Origin of the sequence: Streptomyces sp. NPDC017225, assembly GCF_044331465.1 — a bacterium.
GTDB lineage: Bacteria > Actinomycetota > Actinomycetes > Streptomycetales > Streptomycetaceae > Streptomyces.
In genome coordinates this window covers 1-17,771 of sequence record NZ_JBIRNE010000021.1, presented here as the reverse complement: position 1 = coordinate 17,771, position 17,771 = coordinate 1, and the positions used below count along the sequence as shown (strand labels likewise).

19 protein-coding genes are annotated in these 17,771 nt (G+C 69.8%); 12 read left to right on the top strand and 7 right to left on the bottom strand.

The genetic code is table 11. The annotated features are described in order from the left end of the window. Positions 1-77 precede the first annotated feature (77 nt). Positions 78-854: a phosphate ABC transporter ATP-binding protein PstB gene (gene pstB, locus ACH4NX_RS32025; protein ID WP_055417635.1), complete on the top strand. Its 777-nt coding sequence runs from the start codon at positions 78-80 to the stop codon at positions 852-854. Between the two features lie 124 nt (positions 855-978). Here pstB and pitH read toward each other — a convergent pair whose 3' ends face one another. Together pitH and ACH4NX_RS32015 are read right to left on the bottom strand one after the other, a co-directional pair. Then, on the bottom strand, positions 979-1,977 hold the full coding sequence (gene pitH / locus ACH4NX_RS32020) for a low-affinity phosphate transporter PitH (protein ID WP_351398370.1): 999 nt from the start codon (positions 1,975-1,977) through the stop codon (positions 979-981). Between the two features lie 7 nt (positions 1,978-1,984). After that, positions 1,985-2,605, bottom strand: a complete 621-nt coding sequence (locus tag ACH4NX_RS32015; protein WP_351398368.1) for a DUF47 family protein — start codon at positions 2,603-2,605, stop codon at positions 1,985-1,987. A gap of 275 nt (positions 2,606-2,880) precedes the next feature. On the opposite strand from ACH4NX_RS32015, the gene ACH4NX_RS32010 reads away from it, so the two are divergent. Next, positions 2,881-3,258 carry a metal-sensitive transcriptional regulator gene (locus tag ACH4NX_RS32010; protein WP_351398366.1) on the top strand — a complete coding sequence of 126 codons (378 nt, stop codon included), beginning with the start codon at positions 2,881-2,883 and terminating at the stop codon, positions 3,256-3,258. Between the two features lie 90 nt (positions 3,259-3,348). Here ACH4NX_RS32010 and ACH4NX_RS32005 read toward each other — a convergent pair whose 3' ends face one another. Together ACH4NX_RS32005 and ACH4NX_RS32000 are read right to left on the bottom strand one after the other, a co-directional pair. Further along, a complete protein-coding gene (locus ACH4NX_RS32005; RefSeq protein ID WP_351398364.1) occupies positions 3,349-3,528 on the bottom strand; it encodes a hypothetical protein in 180 nt (59 codons plus the stop codon). A 68-nt stretch (positions 3,529-3,596) separates the two neighbouring features. Next, positions 3,597-4,478 (bottom strand): hypothetical protein, encoded by an 882-nt coding sequence (locus ACH4NX_RS32000; protein WP_351398362.1) that lies wholly within the window; start codon positions 4,476-4,478, stop codon positions 3,597-3,599. A gap of 87 nt (positions 4,479-4,565) precedes the next feature. Between ACH4NX_RS32000 and ACH4NX_RS31995 the strand changes: the two genes are divergently transcribed. Then, entirely contained in the window at positions 4,566-4,736 is a 171-nt protein-coding gene (locus ACH4NX_RS31995; RefSeq protein ID WP_351398360.1) for a hypothetical protein, read from the top strand. A 196-nt stretch (positions 4,737-4,932) separates the two neighbouring features. On the opposite strand, the gene ACH4NX_RS31990 is transcribed toward ACH4NX_RS31995, so the two are convergent. Both ACH4NX_RS31990 and ACH4NX_RS31985 read right to left on the bottom strand, forming a co-directional pair. Then, positions 4,933-5,643, bottom strand: a complete 711-nt coding sequence (locus ACH4NX_RS31990) for a phosphatase PAP2 family protein (RefSeq protein ID WP_351398358.1) — start codon at positions 5,641-5,643, stop codon at positions 4,933-4,935. Between the two features lie 241 nt (positions 5,644-5,884). Further along, positions 5,885-6,904, bottom strand: a complete 1,020-nt coding sequence (locus ACH4NX_RS31985) for an NlpC/P60 family protein (RefSeq protein WP_398129624.1) — start codon at positions 6,902-6,904, stop codon at positions 5,885-5,887. A gap of 191 nt (positions 6,905-7,095) precedes the next feature. Here ACH4NX_RS31985 and ACH4NX_RS31980 point away from each other — a divergent pair, with 191 nt between their 5' ends. The 7 genes from ACH4NX_RS31980 (at position 7,096) to ACH4NX_RS31950 (ending at position 15,044) form a co-directional block, all read left to right on the top strand. Continuing rightward, positions 7,096-7,455: a DUF397 domain-containing protein gene (locus ACH4NX_RS31980; RefSeq protein ID WP_351398355.1), complete on the top strand. Its 360-nt coding sequence runs from the start codon at positions 7,096-7,098 to the stop codon at positions 7,453-7,455. A 218-nt stretch (positions 7,456-7,673) separates the two neighbouring features. Continuing rightward, positions 7,674-7,982, top strand: a complete 309-nt coding sequence (locus tag ACH4NX_RS31975; protein WP_121747793.1) for a hypothetical protein — start codon at positions 7,674-7,676, stop codon at positions 7,980-7,982. A gap of 165 nt (positions 7,983-8,147) precedes the next feature. Then, positions 8,148-8,960 carry a hypothetical protein gene (locus ACH4NX_RS31970; protein ID WP_398129625.1) on the top strand — a complete coding sequence of 271 codons (813 nt, stop codon included), beginning with the start codon at positions 8,148-8,150 and terminating at the stop codon, positions 8,958-8,960. Further along, complete coding sequence (locus ACH4NX_RS31965; protein WP_398129626.1) at positions 8,950-10,317, top strand: hypothetical protein; 1,368 nt, start codon at positions 8,950-8,952, stop codon at positions 10,315-10,317. Before ACH4NX_RS31970 ends, ACH4NX_RS31965 begins: the two co-directional genes overlap by 11 nt. Next, positions 10,314-11,873, top strand: a complete 1,560-nt coding sequence (locus ACH4NX_RS31960; RefSeq protein ID WP_398129627.1) for an SCO6880 family protein — start codon at positions 10,314-10,316, stop codon at positions 11,871-11,873. Before ACH4NX_RS31965 ends, ACH4NX_RS31960 begins: the two co-directional genes overlap by 4 nt. Positions 11,874-11,885: 12 nt before the next feature. Beyond that, positions 11,886-13,298 carry an ATP-binding protein gene (locus ACH4NX_RS31955; RefSeq protein WP_398129628.1) on the top strand — a complete coding sequence of 471 codons (1,413 nt, stop codon included), beginning with the start codon at positions 11,886-11,888 and terminating at the stop codon, positions 13,296-13,298. 180 nt (positions 13,299-13,478) lie between these two features. Continuing rightward, positions 13,479-15,044 carry a TraM recognition domain-containing protein gene (locus ACH4NX_RS31950; protein WP_398129629.1) on the top strand — a complete coding sequence of 522 codons (1,566 nt, stop codon included), beginning with the start codon at positions 13,479-13,481 and terminating at the stop codon, positions 15,042-15,044. 31 nt (positions 15,045-15,075) lie between these two features. On the opposite strand, the gene ACH4NX_RS31945 is transcribed toward ACH4NX_RS31950, so the two are convergent. Continuing rightward, positions 15,076-15,636 carry a GNAT family N-acetyltransferase gene (locus tag ACH4NX_RS31945; protein ID WP_351398346.1) on the bottom strand — a complete coding sequence of 187 codons (561 nt, stop codon included), beginning with the start codon at positions 15,634-15,636 and terminating at the stop codon, positions 15,076-15,078. A gap of 94 nt (positions 15,637-15,730) precedes the next feature. Here ACH4NX_RS31945 and ACH4NX_RS31940 point away from each other — a divergent pair, with 94 nt between their 5' ends. Together ACH4NX_RS31940 and ACH4NX_RS31935 are read left to right on the top strand one after the other, a co-directional pair. Next, entirely contained in the window at positions 15,731-16,990 is a 1,260-nt protein-coding gene (locus tag ACH4NX_RS31940; RefSeq protein WP_398129630.1) for a sensor histidine kinase, read from the top strand. Next, the gene (locus tag ACH4NX_RS31935; RefSeq protein ID WP_398129631.1) at positions 16,987-17,652 is read left to right on the top strand and encodes a response regulator; all 666 of its coding nucleotides are present in this window, start codon (positions 16,987-16,989) and stop codon (positions 17,650-17,652) included. The genes ACH4NX_RS31940 and ACH4NX_RS31935 overlap by 4 nt, the downstream gene beginning before the upstream one ends. Positions 17,653-17,771 lie beyond the last annotated feature (119 nt).

Below are 17,771 nucleotides of genomic sequence, written 5' to 3'. Positions count from 1 at the left end.
GCGGCCCAGCCGCACGGCCGGCCGCTGACGCGGCCAAGGCGAAGACAGTCAGCGACCCGAAAGAAGCAGTGATTTCCATGGCCAAGCGCATAGATGTCAGCGGCCTCAACGCCTACTACAGCTCCTTCCTGGCCATCGAGGACATCTCGATGACCGTCGAACCCCGCTCGGTGACGGCCTTCATCGGCCCCTCAGGCTGCGGCAAGTCCACGTTCCTGCGCACGCTCAACCGCATGCACGAGGTCACGCCGGGCGGCCGGGTCGAGGGCAAGGTCATGCTCGACGACGAGAACCTGTACGGCGCGGGCATCGACCCGGTGGCCGTGCGGCGCGAGGTCGGCATGGTCTTCCAGCGGCCGAACCCGTTCCCGACCATGTCGGTGTACGACAACGTCGCCGCCGGCCTGAAGCTCAACGGCAAGTTCAAGAAGTCCGAACTGGACGACGTCGTCGAGAAGTCCCTGCGCGGCGCCAACCTCTGGAACGAGGTGAAGGACCGCCTGAACAAGCCGGGCTCCGGCCTCTCCGGCGGTCAGCAGCAGCGCCTGTGCATCGCCCGCGCGATCGCGGTCGAGCCGAACGTCCTGCTCATGGACGAGCCCTGCTCCGCCCTGGACCCGATCTCCACCCTCGCCATCGAGGACCTGATCGGCGAGCTGAAGGAGCGCTTCACGATCGTCATCGTGACGCACAACATGCAGCAGGCGGCGCGCGTCTCGGACCGTACGGCGTTCTTCAACCTGGCGGCGGTCGGCCAGCCCGGCAAGCTGATCGAGATCGACGAGACGGAGCGCATCTTCTCCAACCCGTCGGTCCAGGCCACGGAGGACTACATCTCGGGCCGCTTCGGCTAGGCCCGAACCCAGTCCCCTCGCGGTGCTGCATGGCGGTGCCACCGCGAGGAGCACAAGGGCCCGCCCCCGTTCACCGGGGGCGGGCCCTCTTAACTTGAGCAGCTACGCAGCCGCGGGTACCGAGCTACAGGAACGCCAGATTCACGACCCAGAACGACACCGCGGCCACCACCGCGGCCGCCGGCATCGTGATGAACCACCCCATGATGATGTTCCGCGCGACGCCCCACCGCACGGCGTTCACCCGCTTCGTCGCCCCCACGCCCATGATCGACGACGTGATGACATGCGTCGTCGAGATCGGCGCCTGGAACAGGAACGCCGACCCGAACATGATCGAGGCACCCGTGGTCTCCGCGGCGAACCCCTGCGGCGGATCCAGCTCGATGATCTTCCGCCCCAGCGTCCGCATGATGCGCCAGCCACCCGCGTACGTCCCCGCGGACAGCATCAGCGCGCAGGCGATCTTCACCCACACCGGGATGGGATCGCCGTAGTCCTCGACATCGGCGATGACCAGCGCCATCACCACGATGCCCATCGTCTTCTGCGCGTCCTGGAGACCGTGCCCCAGCGCCATGCCCGCCGCCGACACCGTCTGCGCGATACGGAAGCCCCGCTTGGCCTTGTGCGGGTTGGACCGCCGGAAGATCCACATGATCGCGGTCATCACCAGGTACCCGGCGAGCAGGCCGATCACCGGCGAGACGAACATGGGGATGACGATCTTGTCGACGACCCCCTGCCAGTACACGGTCGTACTCCCGGCCAACGCCGCCCCGACCATGCCGCCGAACAGCGCGTGCGAGGACGAGGAGGGCAGACCGAAGTACCAGGTGATGAGGTTCCAGACGATCGCGCCCACGAGCGCCGCGAAGAGGATCCCCATCCCCTTCGAGCCCTCGGGGGTCTCGATGACCCCCTCGCTGACGGTCTTGGCGACCCCGGACCCCATGAACGCGCCGACGAGGTTCATGACGGCGGCCATCGCGAGCGCCGCACGGGGCGTCAGCGCACGCGTCGAGACGGACGTCGCGATCGCGTTCGCCGAGTCGTGGAAACCGTTGGTGTACGTGAAGAAGAGCGCGACCCCGATGGTCACGACCAGTGCGAAGGTGTCCATGAAAGGGTCAGGACTCCTTGACCGCGATGGTCTCCACCGTGTTCGCCACGTGCTCGAAGGCGTCGGCCGCCTCTTCCAGAACGTCCACGATCTGCTTCAGCTTCAGCACCTCGATGGCCTCGTACGTGCCGTTGAAGAGGTGGGCGAGCAGCTTTCGGTGGACCTGGTCGGCCTGGTTCTCCAGCCGGTTGACCTCGATCCAGTACTCGGTGAGGTTGTCCATGGTGCGCAGGTTCGGCATGGCCTCGGCGGTCAGCTCGGCGGCCCGCGCCAGTACCTCGATCTGCTGGTCGACGCCCTTGGGCAGTTCCTCGATGTTGTAGAGGACGACCAGGTCGACGGCCTCCTCCATGAAGTCCATGATGTCGTCGAGGGACGACGCGAGGTTGTAGATGTCCTCGCGGTCGAACGGTGTGATGAACGAGGAGTTCAGCTGGTGGAAGATCGCATGCGTGGCGTCGTCACCCGCGTGTTCGGCGGCCCGCATACGCTCTGCGATCTCGGCCCGGGCGGATGCGTCCGCCCCGAGCAGTTCCATCAGGAGCTTGGAGCCCGTGACGATGTTGTCCGCTGAGGCGGCGAACATGTCGTAGAAGCTCGTCTCCCTGGGGGTTAGACGAAAGCGCACGTGGGGTCCTCGGGGTGCATGGGTTTCGGTCAGGCTGATGCTAGGCGCATCATCCGGCCACTGCTAACGGGCCGTCCCCCAGTGTCGCCCATCAGGCACAGTGATGAGCAGGGGGGCGACGCCGGGACACTGCCAAGGCCCCTCTACCCCGCAAAGTTCGTTACCATATACCCGTCAGGGGTATATGTCCGCTATCCACCCCAAACCGTTGCCCACTCTGCTCGCAATGTCCGCAATGCCGGCAATCCCGCTCTGCCCCACAACAGGAGGACGCGATGACGACCACTGAGGCCGGCGCAGGTGCGCCCTCCCCCGCCCCCGTCGCGGACGCGGTGGAGACGGCCGAGATCGTGACCGACCACGACCGCGGCGTCCACGGGTACCACAAGCAGAAGGACGAGCACCTCAAGCGCCTGCGCCGCATCGAGGGCCAGGTCCGCGGCCTGCAGCGGATGGTCGACGAGGACGTCTACTGCATCGACATACTCACGCAGGTGTCCGCCTCCACCAAGGCCCTGCAGTCCTTCGCCCTGCAACTCCTGGAGGAGCACCTGCGCCACTGCGTCGCCGACGCGGCCGTCAAGGGCGGCGCCGAGATCGACGCGAAGGTGGAGGAGGCGACGAAGGCGATCGCCCGCCTGCTGCGCACATGACCCGAAGCCGACGGGCCGTCGCCGGCACCGGGTGACCGGGTGACCGGTGATCGATCTCCCGCCGGTTCCTGCCGGTCTACTGGCGGTCTCCTACTGATCGGCTCCGGCCCGTCGCTCCTCGGTCACCCGCAGCACTTCGTCGATGCTCTCCAGGCTGAGCCGCTCCCGGGCGGCCGACGCAGCGATGATCAGCTCGCCGCACAGCTCGATCTCGGCGAGGGCCACGTGGTCCTGAACCGTCGTACCGCCGACCGGAGCCACGCGCGTCACCTCGTCTCTGCCGACACCGAATTCCTAGAGTAGGGAGCGGCCTACACACCGCGCATGGCACGGAAGGGCTAGTCCTTGCCGGCCTCCCCCGGCTCCGCGGCGATCTTGCCGGCGTAGATGTCCTGCCCCTCCGGCAGCCGTACGCGGACGGCGGCGCCGAAATCGTAGAGCAGCGTCGTCGAGGTGACGGCGACGGTGCCCTCGTCCCGTCCGTTGGCGAAGCTGAAGCGGTGCCGGATCTTGCGGATACGGCCCTCGTCGTCGAGGTAGGCGTCGAACGGCACCTCGGCGGTGGCGAACCCCTCGGCCGCCGCGGCCAGCGCCTCCCTGTTGCCGTCCGAGGCGTCCCGCGCCGCCCGGGCGAGATCGGCGGTCCCCCGGTAGTGCCGTACCGGGATCCCCGCGAGTTCCGTCCGCCCCACGTACGTCGCCGTCCGCGTCCCCAGCAGCACCTCGGCGGCGGCGAACGGGTCCGTCGCCCCGCCGGTCACCAGGTTCCCGTCGGACAGTGAGGCGATCTCCACCCGCACCCACTTGTCGTCGGGCACACCGGCTCCCCGGTTCTTCATGAACAGGGCGCCGGGGGCGAGCAGCTCGGTGATCGGCCGGTGCTCACTCGACCCCGCCGGGTCCTGGGGCAGGCGCACCTTCAGCCGCCCGAGCCGCCCCTCGAAGTCGTAGACACCCTCGCCCCGGATGGTCACCCGCGTCCCGCCGCTGGCCATCTCCATCGCGGTACGCGCCTTGGCGCTCCCGGCGGCCACCAGCCGGTCGGCGGCCCGGTGCAGCACGGCCACCGGATCACCGCCGGCGCCGCCCGCCCCCTGGACGGCGGCCCCCTGCCAGGAGCACCCGCCCCCGGCCAGACACACACAGACCACGCCCCCGGCGAGGGCGATGCCCCCGCCCACCGTCCTCCTCCGCCGCCGCTCCCTCTCCCATCGGATCATCGCCACCTACTCCAGCCGTCACGCCCGTTCCGGACCCCCTGCCGTCCCGGTTAACGAGGGGCAGGCGACCCCGGTAACGTTGTGGGCGTGGCGCAGCAGGAAGGTCTCGAGGCCCCCCAGGACATCCCGGAACACCTCACGACGACGGTCGAACAGGGCCCCTTCTGCCTGGCCCGCTGCACCTGCGGCTGGCGAGGCCCGGCCCGCAGGGCCAGAAGCCTGGCCCGCACGGACGCGAAGGCGCACGCGCCCGCCTGACCTCGAGCGGGCGCCGTCGGCACCCCGCGAAACGACGAAGACGCGGCCCGGGCGCCCAGCGTGTCCCACACGCCAGTACGACCGAAACCGCGTCTTCACGCACTACGCCAAGGCGCTGTACGCACCATCAACAGGGCCGGTTCCTTCAGTGACACCAGCCGGCCGACCAGCCGGCGAGCCGGCCAGTCAGTCAGCCTCAGGCGGCGAGATCCCGCTCCCCCGCCCCGGCACTCTCCTTGCGCGCCCCCGGAATCACGGCGTCCCGCCCGGCGGCGTCGCCTCGCCCCCGCGCGCTGACCAGCCATCCCACCCGGGGCGACCGCTCGATCGCCCGGGTCAGCGGCGTCAGCAGGGCCATGGCGACCGGCGACAGCAGCAGCGCGACGGCCGTACCGAGGGCGAAGCCGCCGATGACGTCCGTCGGGTAGTGCACGCCCATGTAGACGCGGATGAAACCGCCGAACACGGCCAGCACGATCGCGACGAGCCCGAACTTCCGGTTGGCGACGAACAGGGCGACGGCCAGGGCCATGCAGAGCGTGGCGTGGTCGCTCACGAAGGAGAAGTCCTCCTTCCCCTGGACGAGGACCTCGAGCCCGTCATGGGTCTTGAACGGCCGGGGCCTCTCCACGAAGCCTCGTATCGGCACGTTGACCAGCACCGCGACGCCGGCCGCCAACGGCGCCCACGTCAGTGCCGCGACGTTCGACGCCGCTCCCTCACCGCCGCGCCGCCGCACGGACCACCAGCACCAGAGCACCAGCAGCACGATCGCGAACAGCAGTCCGTACTCACCCACGAACTCCATGACCCGGTCGAACCAGTGCGGCGCGTCCTTGGCCAGGCCGTTGATGTCGTAGAGCAGCTCGACGTCGGGGTTCGACCCGGATTCGGCGAGTCCAGCCATGGTGCTGCGGCCCCTTCGTCATATCTTCCGGCGCACCGAGCGCACGCCTCTTCTGCCACCCCCGTGGTCGTAGATCCGCCGGAGCCGCTCGGCCCCCACCGCACACCTACACGTGAACAGGAACGCACGACCCCCGTTGATACGTTCCACGCTCCACCGAATGATCACGCAGACGTTATCGAAGAGAGACACGTCGTCGCAGCTCAGGGCAGGGTTTCACGCTGGGTTCAAACCCTGCCATTCACACCGTCGTGGGCAGCGCTTTCGCGCCATCCTCGGTCACCCGGGTGGCCCCGAAGTAATCAGGGGTGTCGATCGGGTCGAACCGGATCACCGCGCCCGGCCGCGGCGCGTTGATCATGTATCCGCCGCCTACGTACATCCCCACGTGCCGGATGGCCCGCGAGTTGGTGAGGTCGTCCGAGAAGAACACCAGGTCACCGGGGAGCAGTTCGTCCCGCGAGGGATGCGCCCCCGCGTTGTACTGGTCGTTCGCCACCCGGGGCAGCTCGATCCCCACGCTCTCGAACGCCGCCTTGGTCAGCCCGGAGCAGTCGAACCGCCCTCCCTGGTCGGCCGTCCCGTTCCCGCCCCACAGATAGGGCGTGCCGAGCTTCTCCTGCGCGTAGGCGATGGCGCCGGCGGCCTGCTCGGAGGGATCGACCCGGGTGGTGGGCGCGGCGAAGCTCTTCGCGAGTGTCGTGATCGTTTTTACGTAGTTCTGCGTCTCCTCGTACGGCGGCACACCCTGGTACTTGATCACCGCGTAGGGCCCCGCGTTGTAGGCGGCCAGCATGTTCCTGGTCGGGTCCCCGGGCACGTCCTTCACGTACGAGGCGAGGGAGCAGTCGTACGACGCCGCCGACGGGATGGCGTCGTTCGGATCCCACACGTCCCGGTCCCCGTCCCCGTCCCCGTCGACCCCGTGGGTGGCCCATGTCCCGGGGATGAACTGCGCTATGCCCTGCGCCGCCGCGTGGCTCTGCGCCTTCGGGTTGAAGCGGCTCTCCTGGTAGAGCTGGGAGGCGAGCAGCGCGGGACTGATGGCGGGGCAGTGATTGCCCCACTTCTGCACGAGCGGCTGGTACGCCGCGGGCACCGACCCCTTGGCGAGCATCTTGGAACCACCACCGGCGCCGCCGGCGAGGTCCCCGGCGACGAGGTAGACGCCCACGACGAGCAGCATCACGAAGCCCAGCCCGCCCGCGACCGCGACACCGGCCCCGACCCACATCTTGCGCATGGCCCAACCCTCCCCCACGACCGGGCCGTTCAATAACACTTTCCGGCCATGTCGCACGTCATTCGTGACTGTCCCTCAACCATTGGAGCACTCCGCCCACAGCAACTTCCCGCACTTGGAAGCACCGGTCTCGCGGAGCACGGCACCCACCGCGTCCGCGCAGGCCCGCACCAGGTGCAGACCCCCGGATGCGGAGGGCGTAGGGGCCGGTGGGCGACTCCTGCCTCCACGTCGGCGCCAGCGCCACCGACGTCCATCCGACCGAAAGCAGCGACCCCACCGGCTCCCTGCTCACCGCCACCCCCGCCGCCTTCGGCTCCCTCCTCGCCGCGCCGAGGTCGAACACCCGACCGGCGGCCGTCCAGGTCTCCTTCACCCACGAGGATGACGTCGACACCTCCGTCCGCATCCACGGCACCGGCACCCCGGGAACCGTCGTCACGACGGATCGTCAGAAGTGGGAGGCCTTCGCGTTCGGCGTACGGGCGGGCGAGTTCGACCACTTCGCAGAAGGGCCCAACGACGCGACCTCACGACAGGTTGCGCCCCAGCCTCATTGCCCGGCGTAACCATACGTGATACACAGAGTGACCATACGACTCTTCGGCCACCGGTCCGCGCCACCCTGTTAGGGCCCGGCGTGGACCGGTGGCAAGCTATTCGCACGAAACCCGCCAATCAATGACGCCAAGTCGACATACGCCGGTGTCATTGTCAGCGACAATGAGGCTTGACCTCTGCACGTCCGCAGAGGGTGCGGAACTACCCAACAGGGGCGGTGACTTACATGCTCTTTGCGGCCGACGAGGGAGACATCAACACGATCATCGGGGGGATCGCTCCGGACTGGGGCCCCTTCGGCAGCCTGGGCAACGAGGCCAAGATCATGATCGAGGTGGTGATGGCCGTCGCGATTCTGCTCTGCCTCGGCATCGCCATCTGGGGTGCCGCCAAGCAGCGCATCGGCGCGACCGCGCTCCGCGACACCTTCAGCGCGGAGCAGGGCAAGGGCCTCATCGTGGCGGGCCTCACCGGCGTGTTCATCATCGGTTCGCTCGGCACGCTCTTCACCATCGTGTACGGGATGGCCGTGTAGCCCGGTGAACATACCTGCTTCTCGTCCATCCCACCCGCCCGTCGTGCCAACCGGCTGAGGTTGCGTTTCCCTGATGTCGAGTCACCACACCGCGCCCGCGCGGGAACCAGCGCGGCTACCGTCGTACTTCTACGGCAGGCACGACGTCGAGGGGGCGTACACGGCATGAGTCTCGGAGACGACCAGGACTCCTCCCGCGGTTACGGCGGCACCGGTCAGACACGCACCCGGCTGCCCGACGGGGGCGACGACGGCTACGGCGGCCCCCGGCGCGGCGGCCGCTCGTCGTCCCGGAGCCTGGTCACCGTGGTCGGCGTCGTCGTCCTCCTCCTCGCGGCGATCGCTTTCGCGAACCGTGGAGGAGACGATTCCGCATCCCCGGACGACGGAGCCGCGGACAAGCCGAAGGCATCGTCTACGGCGCCCAGTGGGACGCAGCCGGTAAAGGCGGGCTTCGCCCATGACCAGCAGGGGGCGCAGAGCGCGGCGGCGAACTACGCGGCGACTCTCGTCTCGGCCGACATCCTCAAGCCGGCCCGGCGGGCCGAGATCGTCCAGCAGGTCTTCGTGGCGGACAAGCAGGCTGCGCTGAGAGACAAGTTCGACAAGGCGTACAGCAAGCAATTCCTGAGCAGCATCGGCCTGGACGCGAACGGCAACGCCACAGGCGGCAGCACCTACGTGTCACGCACCATGCCGATCGGCACCAAGGCGACGCAGTACTCCGAGACCGCCGCGTCCGTGGACGTCTGGTGCACAGGCGTGTTCGGAACCGCGGGTGAGAAGACCACCGACCCTGTCAGCAGTGACTGGTTCACCATGACCCTGCAACTGCGTTGGGCGGACAACGACTGGAAGGTCGAGAGCTTCTCCCAGAAGGACGGCCCCGCGCCGGTCCCCGGAGACAACAAGGCCTCCAGCGCCGACGAGATGTCCAAGGCCGTCCTGGAGTACGGAGGGTTCACGTATGCCCGCTAGCCCGCATCGCGTACTCAAGGTCGGCGCCGTCCTGACCGCTGTACAGGCCATGGCCGTGCTACTGGCGACCCGTGCCGCCGCCGCACCCACACCGTCGCCGACCCCGTCGGATGACAACTGCGATCTCATCGTCGGCCCCGCCAAGGACTACTGCGAACGAGGCGAAAGCGGTGGCGGCGGCTCCACCGGAGGCGGAGGCGGTGGGGGAACCCCCGACACCCTCCCCTCCTCCCTCGACCCCCTCTCCTCCCTCGCCAAGGGCTGCGCCGAGGCCGCTGCGTGGACCGTCGACACCCTCAGTGACGCCGTGAAGAACACCGCCGAAGTCGACTTCACGAACGGCACGTTCCTCAAGCAGTACGCCGTCGTCTTCGGGGCGTCGGCGATCCTGACCCTGATCCTCTGGCTGCTGGCGGTCACCAAGCGTGCCGTGCGCGGCGTTCCCTTCACCACTGCGGTCTCCGAAGCCATCGGATTCCTCTGGCTCACCGTTCTGGCCTCGGCCTTCACCCCGCTGATCCTCTACACGGTCGTGTCCGCCACCGACGCCGTGACCGATGTCCTGGCCAAGGGCACCGGGGACCAGACGGACACGTTCTTCGGCACGTTCTCCGAAGCGCTGAAGCAGGGGAACGACATCGGCGGCGGCCCCATCATGCTGATCCTGGTGTCCTTCGTGTCGATCATCGCCGCGGGCATCCTGTACCTGGAGCTGTATCTGCGAGCCGTCCTGCTCTACGTCGGCGCCCTGCTCGGCGTCGTCGTCTACGCCGGCCTCGTCGACAAGAACCTGTGGGGCCATGTCCGCCGCTGGGCGGGCATCATGATCGCGGTGATCATGGTCAAGCCGGTGATCGTCATCGTGCTGGGTCTCGCGGGCGCGCTGACCACGGAGGAGGGGCCCGACTCCGTCGCCGCCATCGTCTCCGGCCTCGCGATCATCCTGCTGGCCATCTTCGCCTCCGCGATGATCTACCGCTTCGTCCCCGGCTTCGGCGACGAGATCGCGAACGGCCGCAACAACCGCCTCATGCAGGGCGCCGAGGGCAAGGCCGCGGCCGTCATGAGCTCCCCGGCGAACCTGGTCGCCCAGGGCATCAGAACCCACAGCACCCGCCACAACGGCGACGGCGGAGGCGGCGGCCAGTCGTCGTCCTCCTCCGCGTCCCGTCCCTCGAACCCCGCCTCCGGCGGAGTCGCCGCGCACAGCTCGCGCCCCTCGAACGGCGGCGGCGGAAATGTCCCCTCCGCCGCACCCGCACCCGCACCGCGCTCCGGCAGCCCGGTGAACACGCCCCACGCCAGCACCAACCGCAACACCAGCGGTAGCAACAGCACAGGAGGTGACGGGCGTTGACGACCGAGTCCCACGTGTCCCATCCGGTCACGCCCCGCCGTACGTATCTGATCGGCCGCGCCCGGCCGAACGCGATCGTCGGCCGCAACCGCGAGACCGGTGAGATCGCGCTGATCGTCGTCGGCGCGTTCCTCGGCATGATGAGCGGGCTCCTCGTCCCCGTCCTGACCCTCCGGATCGTGCTGCTCGTCGGATTCCCGATGCTCGCGCTGGCGGCGGTCTACGTCCCGTACAAGCACCGGACGTTCTACAAGTGGTTCGAGATCAACCGCAGCTTCAAGCGGACGCTGCGCCGCGGCACCACCTACCGTTCCGGCGCCGTCGAGGCCGGCACCCGGATCGACGGGCGGGAGGTCGAGGTCGGCCCGCCGCCCGGCATCGGCCGCATCACGTGGCTGGCGGCGCCCTTCGGCCCCGACGAGATCGCCGTACTGCTGCACGCCGACCGCAAGACGGTGACGGCCGCGATCGAGATCGAGGGCCCCGGCGTCGGCCTGCGCGACTCCGAGGACCAGGAAGCCCTGGTCGACCGCTTCGGCACCCTGCTCAAGCACGTGGCCAACGGCGACGGCTTCGTCACCCGTATCCAGATGCTCGCCCGCACCCTCCCGGCCGACCCCGACGCGCACGCCAAGGACGTCTCCCAGCGCGGCGACGAGAAGTCGCCGCCCTGGCTGCGGCAGTCGTACGACCAGCTGCAGTCCATGGTGTCCACCAGCAGCGAGCAGCACCGCGCCTACCTCATCGCCTGCATGCACTACACCCGCGAGCTGGCCGCCGAGGCGCACACCATGGCCCGCGCCGCCCGCCCGCAGAACGGACGCAAGCTGGACCGGGACGCGGGCCTCGCGGTGGTGATGGCGCGCGAGCTGACCGACATCTGCTCCCGCCTCCAGGAAGCCGACATCCGCGTACGCCAGCCGCTGGGTCAGGGACGGCTCGCCTCCCTCATCCACGCCATGTACGACCCGGACCACCCCATCGACCACATCCAGGCGATGACCAAGCGCAACGCCTGGCCGGCCGAGCTGGACGCCATGGAGCCCACCTACCTCCAGGCCAAGACCCGCGAGTCCTCCACCCGCGCCCCCTGGTGCCACGCCACCGCCTGGATCAAGGAGTGGCCGATGACCCCGGTCGGCGTGAACTTCCTCGCGCCGCTCCTCGTCCACACCCCGGACGTCATCCGCACGGTCGCCGTGACGATGGATCTCGAACCCACCGAGGTCGCCATCGAACGCATGCTGACCGAGAAGACCAACGACGACGCCGAGGCCTCCCGCGCCGCCAAGATGAACCGCACCGTCGACCCGCGCGACATGGCCGCCCACTCGCGTCTCGACCAGCGCGGCGAGGACCTCGCCAGCGGTGCGGCCGGCGTCAACCTGGTCGGTTACATCACGGTCTCCTCCCGCTCCCCCGAGGCACTGGCCCGCGACAAGCGGACGATAAGGGCCTCGGCCGGCAAGTCGTACCTGAAACTGGAGTGGTGCGACCGTGAGCACCATCGCGCCTTCGTGAACACACTTCCGTTCGCCACCGGCATCCGAAGGTAGGGGCTGAGCCTGATGCGGGACCCGCTGTCCGTCCTCACCGAAGCCTTCACGTCCTTCCTCTTCGGGAAGGTCGAGTCGACCCGCCTCCCGGTCCGCACCTCCACGGGCCAGGCGCAGGCCGTCTACCTGCCCACCGCCGCACCCGGCCTCGGCGACTCGGGCGTGATCATCGGCCGCGAGGTGTACTCCGGCAAGGGCTACATCTACGACCCCTTCCAGCTGTACGGCCAGCAGCTCCCCGCCCCGCACTGGCTGGTGCTCGGCGAGTCCGGCAACGGCAAGTCGGCGCTGGAGAAGACGTACGTGCTGCGCCAGCTCCGCTTCCGCGACCGCCAGGTCGTCGTCCTGGACGCCCAGGGCGAGGACGGGGCCGGTGAATGGAACCTCATCGCGCAGAGGCTGGGTATAACTCCGATCCGGCTGGACCCGATGGCCGCACTCGACCAGGGCATCCGGCTCAACCCCCTCGACCCGGCGATCACGACGACCGGCCAGCTGGCGCTGCTCCGCACGATCATCGAGGTCGCGATGGGGCACGGCCTGGACGAGCGCTCCGGCTTCGCGCTCAAGGTCGCGCACGCCTATGTCAACGAGACCATCGTCCAGCGCCAGCCGGTCCTCACCGACATCGTCGAGCAGCTCCGCCACCCCGAGCCGGAGTCGGCCGAGGCGATGAACGTCGCCATAGACGACGTACGGGCATGGGGCCTGGACGTGGCGCTGGTCCTGGACCGCCTCGTCGACGGCGACCTGCGCGGCATGTTCGACGGCCCGACGACGGTCGGCATCGACCTCGACGCGCCCCTCATCGTCTTCGACCTCTCCCACATCGACCGCAACTCCATCGCCATGCCGATCCTCATGGCCATCGTGGGGGTCTGGCTGGAGCACACCTGGATCCGGCCCGACCGGAAGAAGCGCATCTTCCTGGTCGAGGAGGCCTGGCACATCATCAACAGCCCGTTCGTGGCGCAGCTGTTCCAGCGGCTGCTCAAGTTCGGGCGACGGCTGGGCCTGTCGTTCGTGGCGGTGGTGCACCACCTGTCGGACGTCGTCGACGGGGCGGCTGCCAGAGAGGCCGCGGCCATCCTCAAAATGGCCTCCACCCGGACCATCTACGCCCAGAAGGCCGACGAGGCGCGGGCCACGGGACGCGTCCTGGGCCTGCCACGCTGGGCGGTGGAGATCATCCCGTCCCTCACCCCCGGCATCGCGGTCTGGGACGTCAACGGCAACGTGCAGGTGGTCAAACACCTGATCACCGAGACCGAACGCCCCCTGGTCTTCACCGACCGGGCGATGACCGAGTCCTCCGCCGACTTCAACGACGACGCCCTGCGCGCCGCCGAACTGGAGGCGGAGGAGCGGGCGGCGGCGTTCATGGAACAGCACATCGGCGACTCATCCGAATCGACGGTGGCGTAGAGATCCGGACCGACGGTGTCACAGGAAGCCGGATCCACGGTGTCACGGGAGGTCCGGTGTCGTAGCAGGCCGGATCGACGGCGGCGCAGGAAGACGTGAGCGACCGGGCGGATGAGACGCGAGCGGCCGGGCGCATGAGACAGGAGACACCGGACGCATGAGACGGGAGGGACCGGACGCATGAGAGCGGACGGACCGGGCGACCATCACGGCAGGCGGCCGGCCCAGCAGGGCGGCATTCCCGACGGCCTGCTCCTCGGCATCCTCGCCTTCATCCTCGGCATGACCGTGCTGGTGTGGACGGCGACCGGTCTGTCCGCCCTCTTCGCCCACGGCTCCTGGCCGGCCGGCGTCAGCTTCTCCGGCACACCCCTGGCCATGCGCCACCTGATCTCCGAGCCCCAGGACATCCCCGGCGCCTGGCCGGACACCCCGGAGACGGCACTCTCCGGGTACGGGCTGTTCTGGGGGCTGTTCATCGGCCAGATGATGGTGCTGGTGGTCCTGACCGTCTTCGTACTGGGCACGGTGGCCCGGTGGCGGGCGCTGCGGCAGCAGCGGCGAGCGTCACGACCTCAGCCGCCCCCTGAGCCACAGCCGAAGCCCACACCTGAACCGGCACCCGCACCGGCACCGGCACCGGCACCGGCACCGGCACACGACGCACCGACGCACGACGCACCGACGCACGAGGTCCCGACCCCGAGATCGCCACGCCAGGAGACACCACCGGCCGAGAAGCCCTTGACCCCCGCCACCGCATCCGCTCCCACCCCCGGGAACGACGGCGGACGGGCGAGCGGGTGGGAGGCGAACCGCGCCGAAGTCACGGTGCACTACGGCCCGCCCGACACCCGCCACTCGACCGCCGTCCGTGCGGTACGCGACGCGGCGGGCCCCGCCCTCGTCATCACCTCGAACCCGGCCCTGTGGTCGGACACCAAGGACGCCCGCGCGAAACTCGGCCCCTGCCACCTCTACGACCCGAGCCATCTCTGCGACACCCCGGCCCGCCTCCACTGGTCCCCCACCGCGGGCTGCGAGGACCGGCAGACGGCCGTGAGCAGGGCGGCCGGCCTCCTCACCCCGGTCCGCCCCACCGCCCGGCTCGACCAGGCGGTCGGCGACACCGCCGAACTGCTCCTGCGCAGCTACCTCCACGCCGCCGCCATCGACGGCCGCACCGTCCGCCACGTCCACCGCTGGTCCCAGGGCCTCCAGATCCAGGACGCCGTACGGATCCTCCGTACCCACCCCAAGGCCGCACCCGGCGCCGCGGGCGAGCTCGAAGGGGCCCTCACGGCCCACCCCGAACGCCGGGACATGGCCCAGCAGCTGACGACCCGTGCCCTGGCCACCCTCTCGACGGTCAACATCCGCGAGGCGTGCACTCCCAACCGAAATGATGCCCTCGCCTTGGATTCCTTCATCCACGAACAGGGAACCCTTTACGTGGTGGGTGAATCCATCGAAGACCCCCGGACGAGCCCGGGCGCGATGCCCCTGCTGACGGCGCTCGTCTCAAGCGTGGTCGAGCGCGGCCGGCGCATGGCCGAACGGTCATCCTCCGGTCGCCTCGACCCACCAATGACGCTCGTCCTGGACGACGTCGCGGCCGTGGCCCCGCTTCCCCAGCTCCCGGAGCTGCTGGCCACCGGGGCGGACCGGGGCATGCCGGCCCTGGCCCTGCTCCGGTCCCGCGAACAGGGCCGGGCCCGCTGGCCCCACGACGAACTACCGGTGTGACGGCGCCAGACCCGGGCCCTCGCAAACCGGGTCACCGTTCAAGCACGAACTCCAGCTCGTGGTCACCGGGCCCGCCCGGCAGCGGCACCGTCCGCCCGCTCGGTTCGAAGCCCGCCTTCCGGTACGAGCCCTGCGCCCGCCCGTTCTCCGGGTGCACGATGAGCCGCACCGCCTCCAGGCCGCTCGCCCAGGCCCACTCCGCCCCGGCGCCGAACAGCGCCCCGGTCAGCCCGCTCCCCCGCCACTCGGGCCTTACGAACACCCCGACCACGTGCCCCTGTCGCCGCTCCACGGGGAACCCGGCCCAGTCCACCGTCCCGGCCTCCTCGACCAGCACCGTCAGCGTGCCGAGCCACCGGCCCCCGGGTCCCACCGCGACGATCTGCCGCGCCCCGGACGCGCCCTCGGCGGCGTCGGCCGCCCGCTTCTGCCAGTAGGAGTCGGGCCGGGCCGCGGCGTCGTCGTACGTCTCCAGGTACGCGAGATGCGCGACCGGATCCCGCAGCGCGCGCAGCCGCAGCTCCTTCACGGCCGGCCACTCGTCGGCACGTATGGAGCGGATCACGTAGTCACCGGGGACCGAGGCACTCATGCGGGCCACCGTAATACCCGGGTACTACGGCCCTCACCTGATATCCGGCCCTCGGAACGACGCCCTCCGGGCCGGGATCCCCGACCATGGTCGAATGCAGCCCGTGAAGCCCGCGCCGGAAGAACGGCCGGCCGAACCCCTCACCGAGTACGTCCAGCGTGTCAACCGGCGGGTCCGCGAGGCCGACCGGCGCCGTCCACTCGTGTGGGACCTGCTCCTCAGCGGCTTCTGGGTGATGGCCGCCCTGATCGACGCCTCCGACGGCTGGCGCAACATCGCCTACAACACCGACGTCCCGGGCGGACTCGTCGTCGCCCTCAGCCTCGCCCTGTCCGTCCCGCTCCTCTGGCGCCGCAGCCATCCCCGGGCCGCCCTCCTGCTGACGCTGCCCGCGGCACTCGCGAGCGCCTGGTCCGGCGCCGCCCTCCAGGCGGCCCTGCTCCAGCTGCTCCTCGTCCACCACATCGCCCTGCGCCGGCCGCTGCGCAACCTGTGGTGGACGGTGGCCCTCGTCGTCACCCCGACCTGCGTCACGGTGGCCCGCTACGGAGACAGCGCCGGCTCCTGGAACCAGCAGGTCGGCTCGCAGCTCCTCGCCATCGGCGCGGCGACCCTCATCGGCATCACCGTCCGCACCCGGCGCGACTACACCGAGGCCCTCGAGGACCGCGCCCGCCGCCTGGAGACCGAACGCGACCAGCAACTCCGGCTCGCCGCCGCCGCCGAACGCGCCCGCATAGCCCGCGAGATGCACGACATCATCGGCCACAACCTCTCCGTCATCACCGGCCTCGCCGACGGCGGCCGCTACGCCGCCGCCAAGTCTCCCGAACGCGCCACCCAGGCCCTGGACGCCATCGGGAGCACGAGCCGCCAGGCCCTGGGCGAACTACGCCGCCTGCTCGACGTCCTGCGCGACGACGAACAGCCGCACACCCAGCCCGAACTGGCCCCGCAACCCGCCCTCACCGACCTCGGCCAACTCCTCGACGGAGTCCGCAGGGCCGGCCTGCCCGTCCGTACGACGGTCAAGGGCCACCCCACGCTCCCCGAAGGCCGCCAGCTGACGCTCTACCGCGTCATCCAGGAGGCCCTCACCAACACCCTCAAGCACGCCGGCCCCGACGCCACCGCCCACATCGACCTCTCCTACGACACCGGGGGCGCCGTTGCCCTCACCGTCACCGACACCGGCCGCGGCGGGCCGGCCCCCACCCTCTCCGACGGCCGTGGGCTACCCGGAATGCGGGAGCGAACCTCCCTGTACGGCGGCACACTGGAGGCCGGCCCGCGCCCACACCCCGAGCAGGGCTGGCGCGTACACCTGCACCTACCGGAGGAACCCCCGCAGTGACCACCGTCCTCATCGCCGACGACCAGCCGCTCCAGCGCTTCGGCTTCCGGATGCTCCTGGAGAGCCAGGACGACATGACGGTCCTGGGCGAGGCGGCCAACGGCGCCGAAGCCGCCCGCATGGCGGCCGAACTCCACCCCGACGTCGTCCTCATGGACGTCCGCATGCCCGGCCTGGACGGCATCGAGGCGACCCGCCGCATCGTCGCGTCCGGAGGCCGCACCAGGATCCTCATCCTCACCACCTTCGACCTCGACGAGTACGCCTACGCCGGCCTGCGCGCCGGTGCCTCCGGCTTCCTCGTCAAGGACGCCCAGCCGGAGGAACTGCTCGCCGGTATCCGCGCGGTGGCGACGGGCGACGCGGTGGTGGCCCCGAGTCTGACCCGCCGTCTACTCGACGCGTACGTCCACCATCTACCGGCCGCTTCCCGGCCGGAGGACGCCCCGGATCCGCGCCTGGCCGCTCTCACCGACCGGGAGAGCGAGATCCTCAGGGTGATGGGCCAGGGCTGGACCAACACCGAGATAGCGGAACGCCTCCACCTCGCCGAGTCGACGGTGAAGACCCACGTGGGCCGCATCCTCGCCAAGACGGGCTCCCGCGACCGCGTCCAGGCGGTGATCCTGGCGTACGACGCGAAGCTGGTGAAGCCGGCCTGAAAGGGAACCTGGTAAACAGGCCTGAAACGCAGAAAACCCCGCACCGTTCCCGGTGCGGGGTTTCCTCGCAATGATTGTTCGGCGGCGTCCTACTCTCCCACAGGGTCCCCCCTGCAGTA

Bases quoted from the DNA above. Each gene is read 5' to 3' on its own strand.
- pstB (WP_055417635.1), top strand. From the start codon at position 78: ATGGCCAAGCGCATAGATGTCAGCGGCCTCAACGCCTACTACAGCTCC.
- pitH (WP_351398370.1), bottom strand. From the start codon at position 1,977: ATGGACACCTTCGCACTGGTCGTGACCATCGGGGTCGCGCTCTTCTTC.
- ACH4NX_RS32010 (WP_351398366.1), top strand. From the start codon at position 2,881: ATGACGACCACTGAGGCCGGCGCAGGTGCGCCCTCCCCCGCCCCCGTC.
- ACH4NX_RS32000 (WP_351398362.1), bottom strand. From the start codon at position 4,478: ATGATCCGATGGGAGAGGGAGCGGCGGCGGAGGAGGACGGTGGGCGGG.
- ACH4NX_RS31990 (WP_351398358.1), bottom strand. From the start codon at position 5,643: ATGGCTGGACTCGCCGAATCCGGGTCGAACCCCGACGTCGAGCTGCTC.
- ACH4NX_RS31975 (WP_121747793.1), top strand. From the start codon at position 7,674: ATGCTCTTTGCGGCCGACGAGGGAGACATCAACACGATCATCGGGGGG.
- ACH4NX_RS31970 (WP_398129625.1), top strand. From the start codon at position 8,148: ATGAGTCTCGGAGACGACCAGGACTCCTCCCGCGGTTACGGCGGCACC.
- ACH4NX_RS31965 (WP_398129626.1), top strand. From the start codon at position 8,950: ATGCCCGCTAGCCCGCATCGCGTACTCAAGGTCGGCGCCGTCCTGACC.
- ACH4NX_RS31955 (WP_398129628.1), top strand. From the start codon at position 11,886: ATGCGGGACCCGCTGTCCGTCCTCACCGAAGCCTTCACGTCCTTCCTC.
- ACH4NX_RS31950 (WP_398129629.1), top strand. From the start codon at position 13,479: ATGAGAGCGGACGGACCGGGCGACCATCACGGCAGGCGGCCGGCCCAG.
- ACH4NX_RS31945 (WP_351398346.1), bottom strand. From the start codon at position 15,636: ATGAGTGCCTCGGTCCCCGGTGACTACGTGATCCGCTCCATACGTGCC.
- ACH4NX_RS31940 (WP_398129630.1), top strand. From the start codon at position 15,731: ATGCAGCCCGTGAAGCCCGCGCCGGAAGAACGGCCGGCCGAACCCCTC.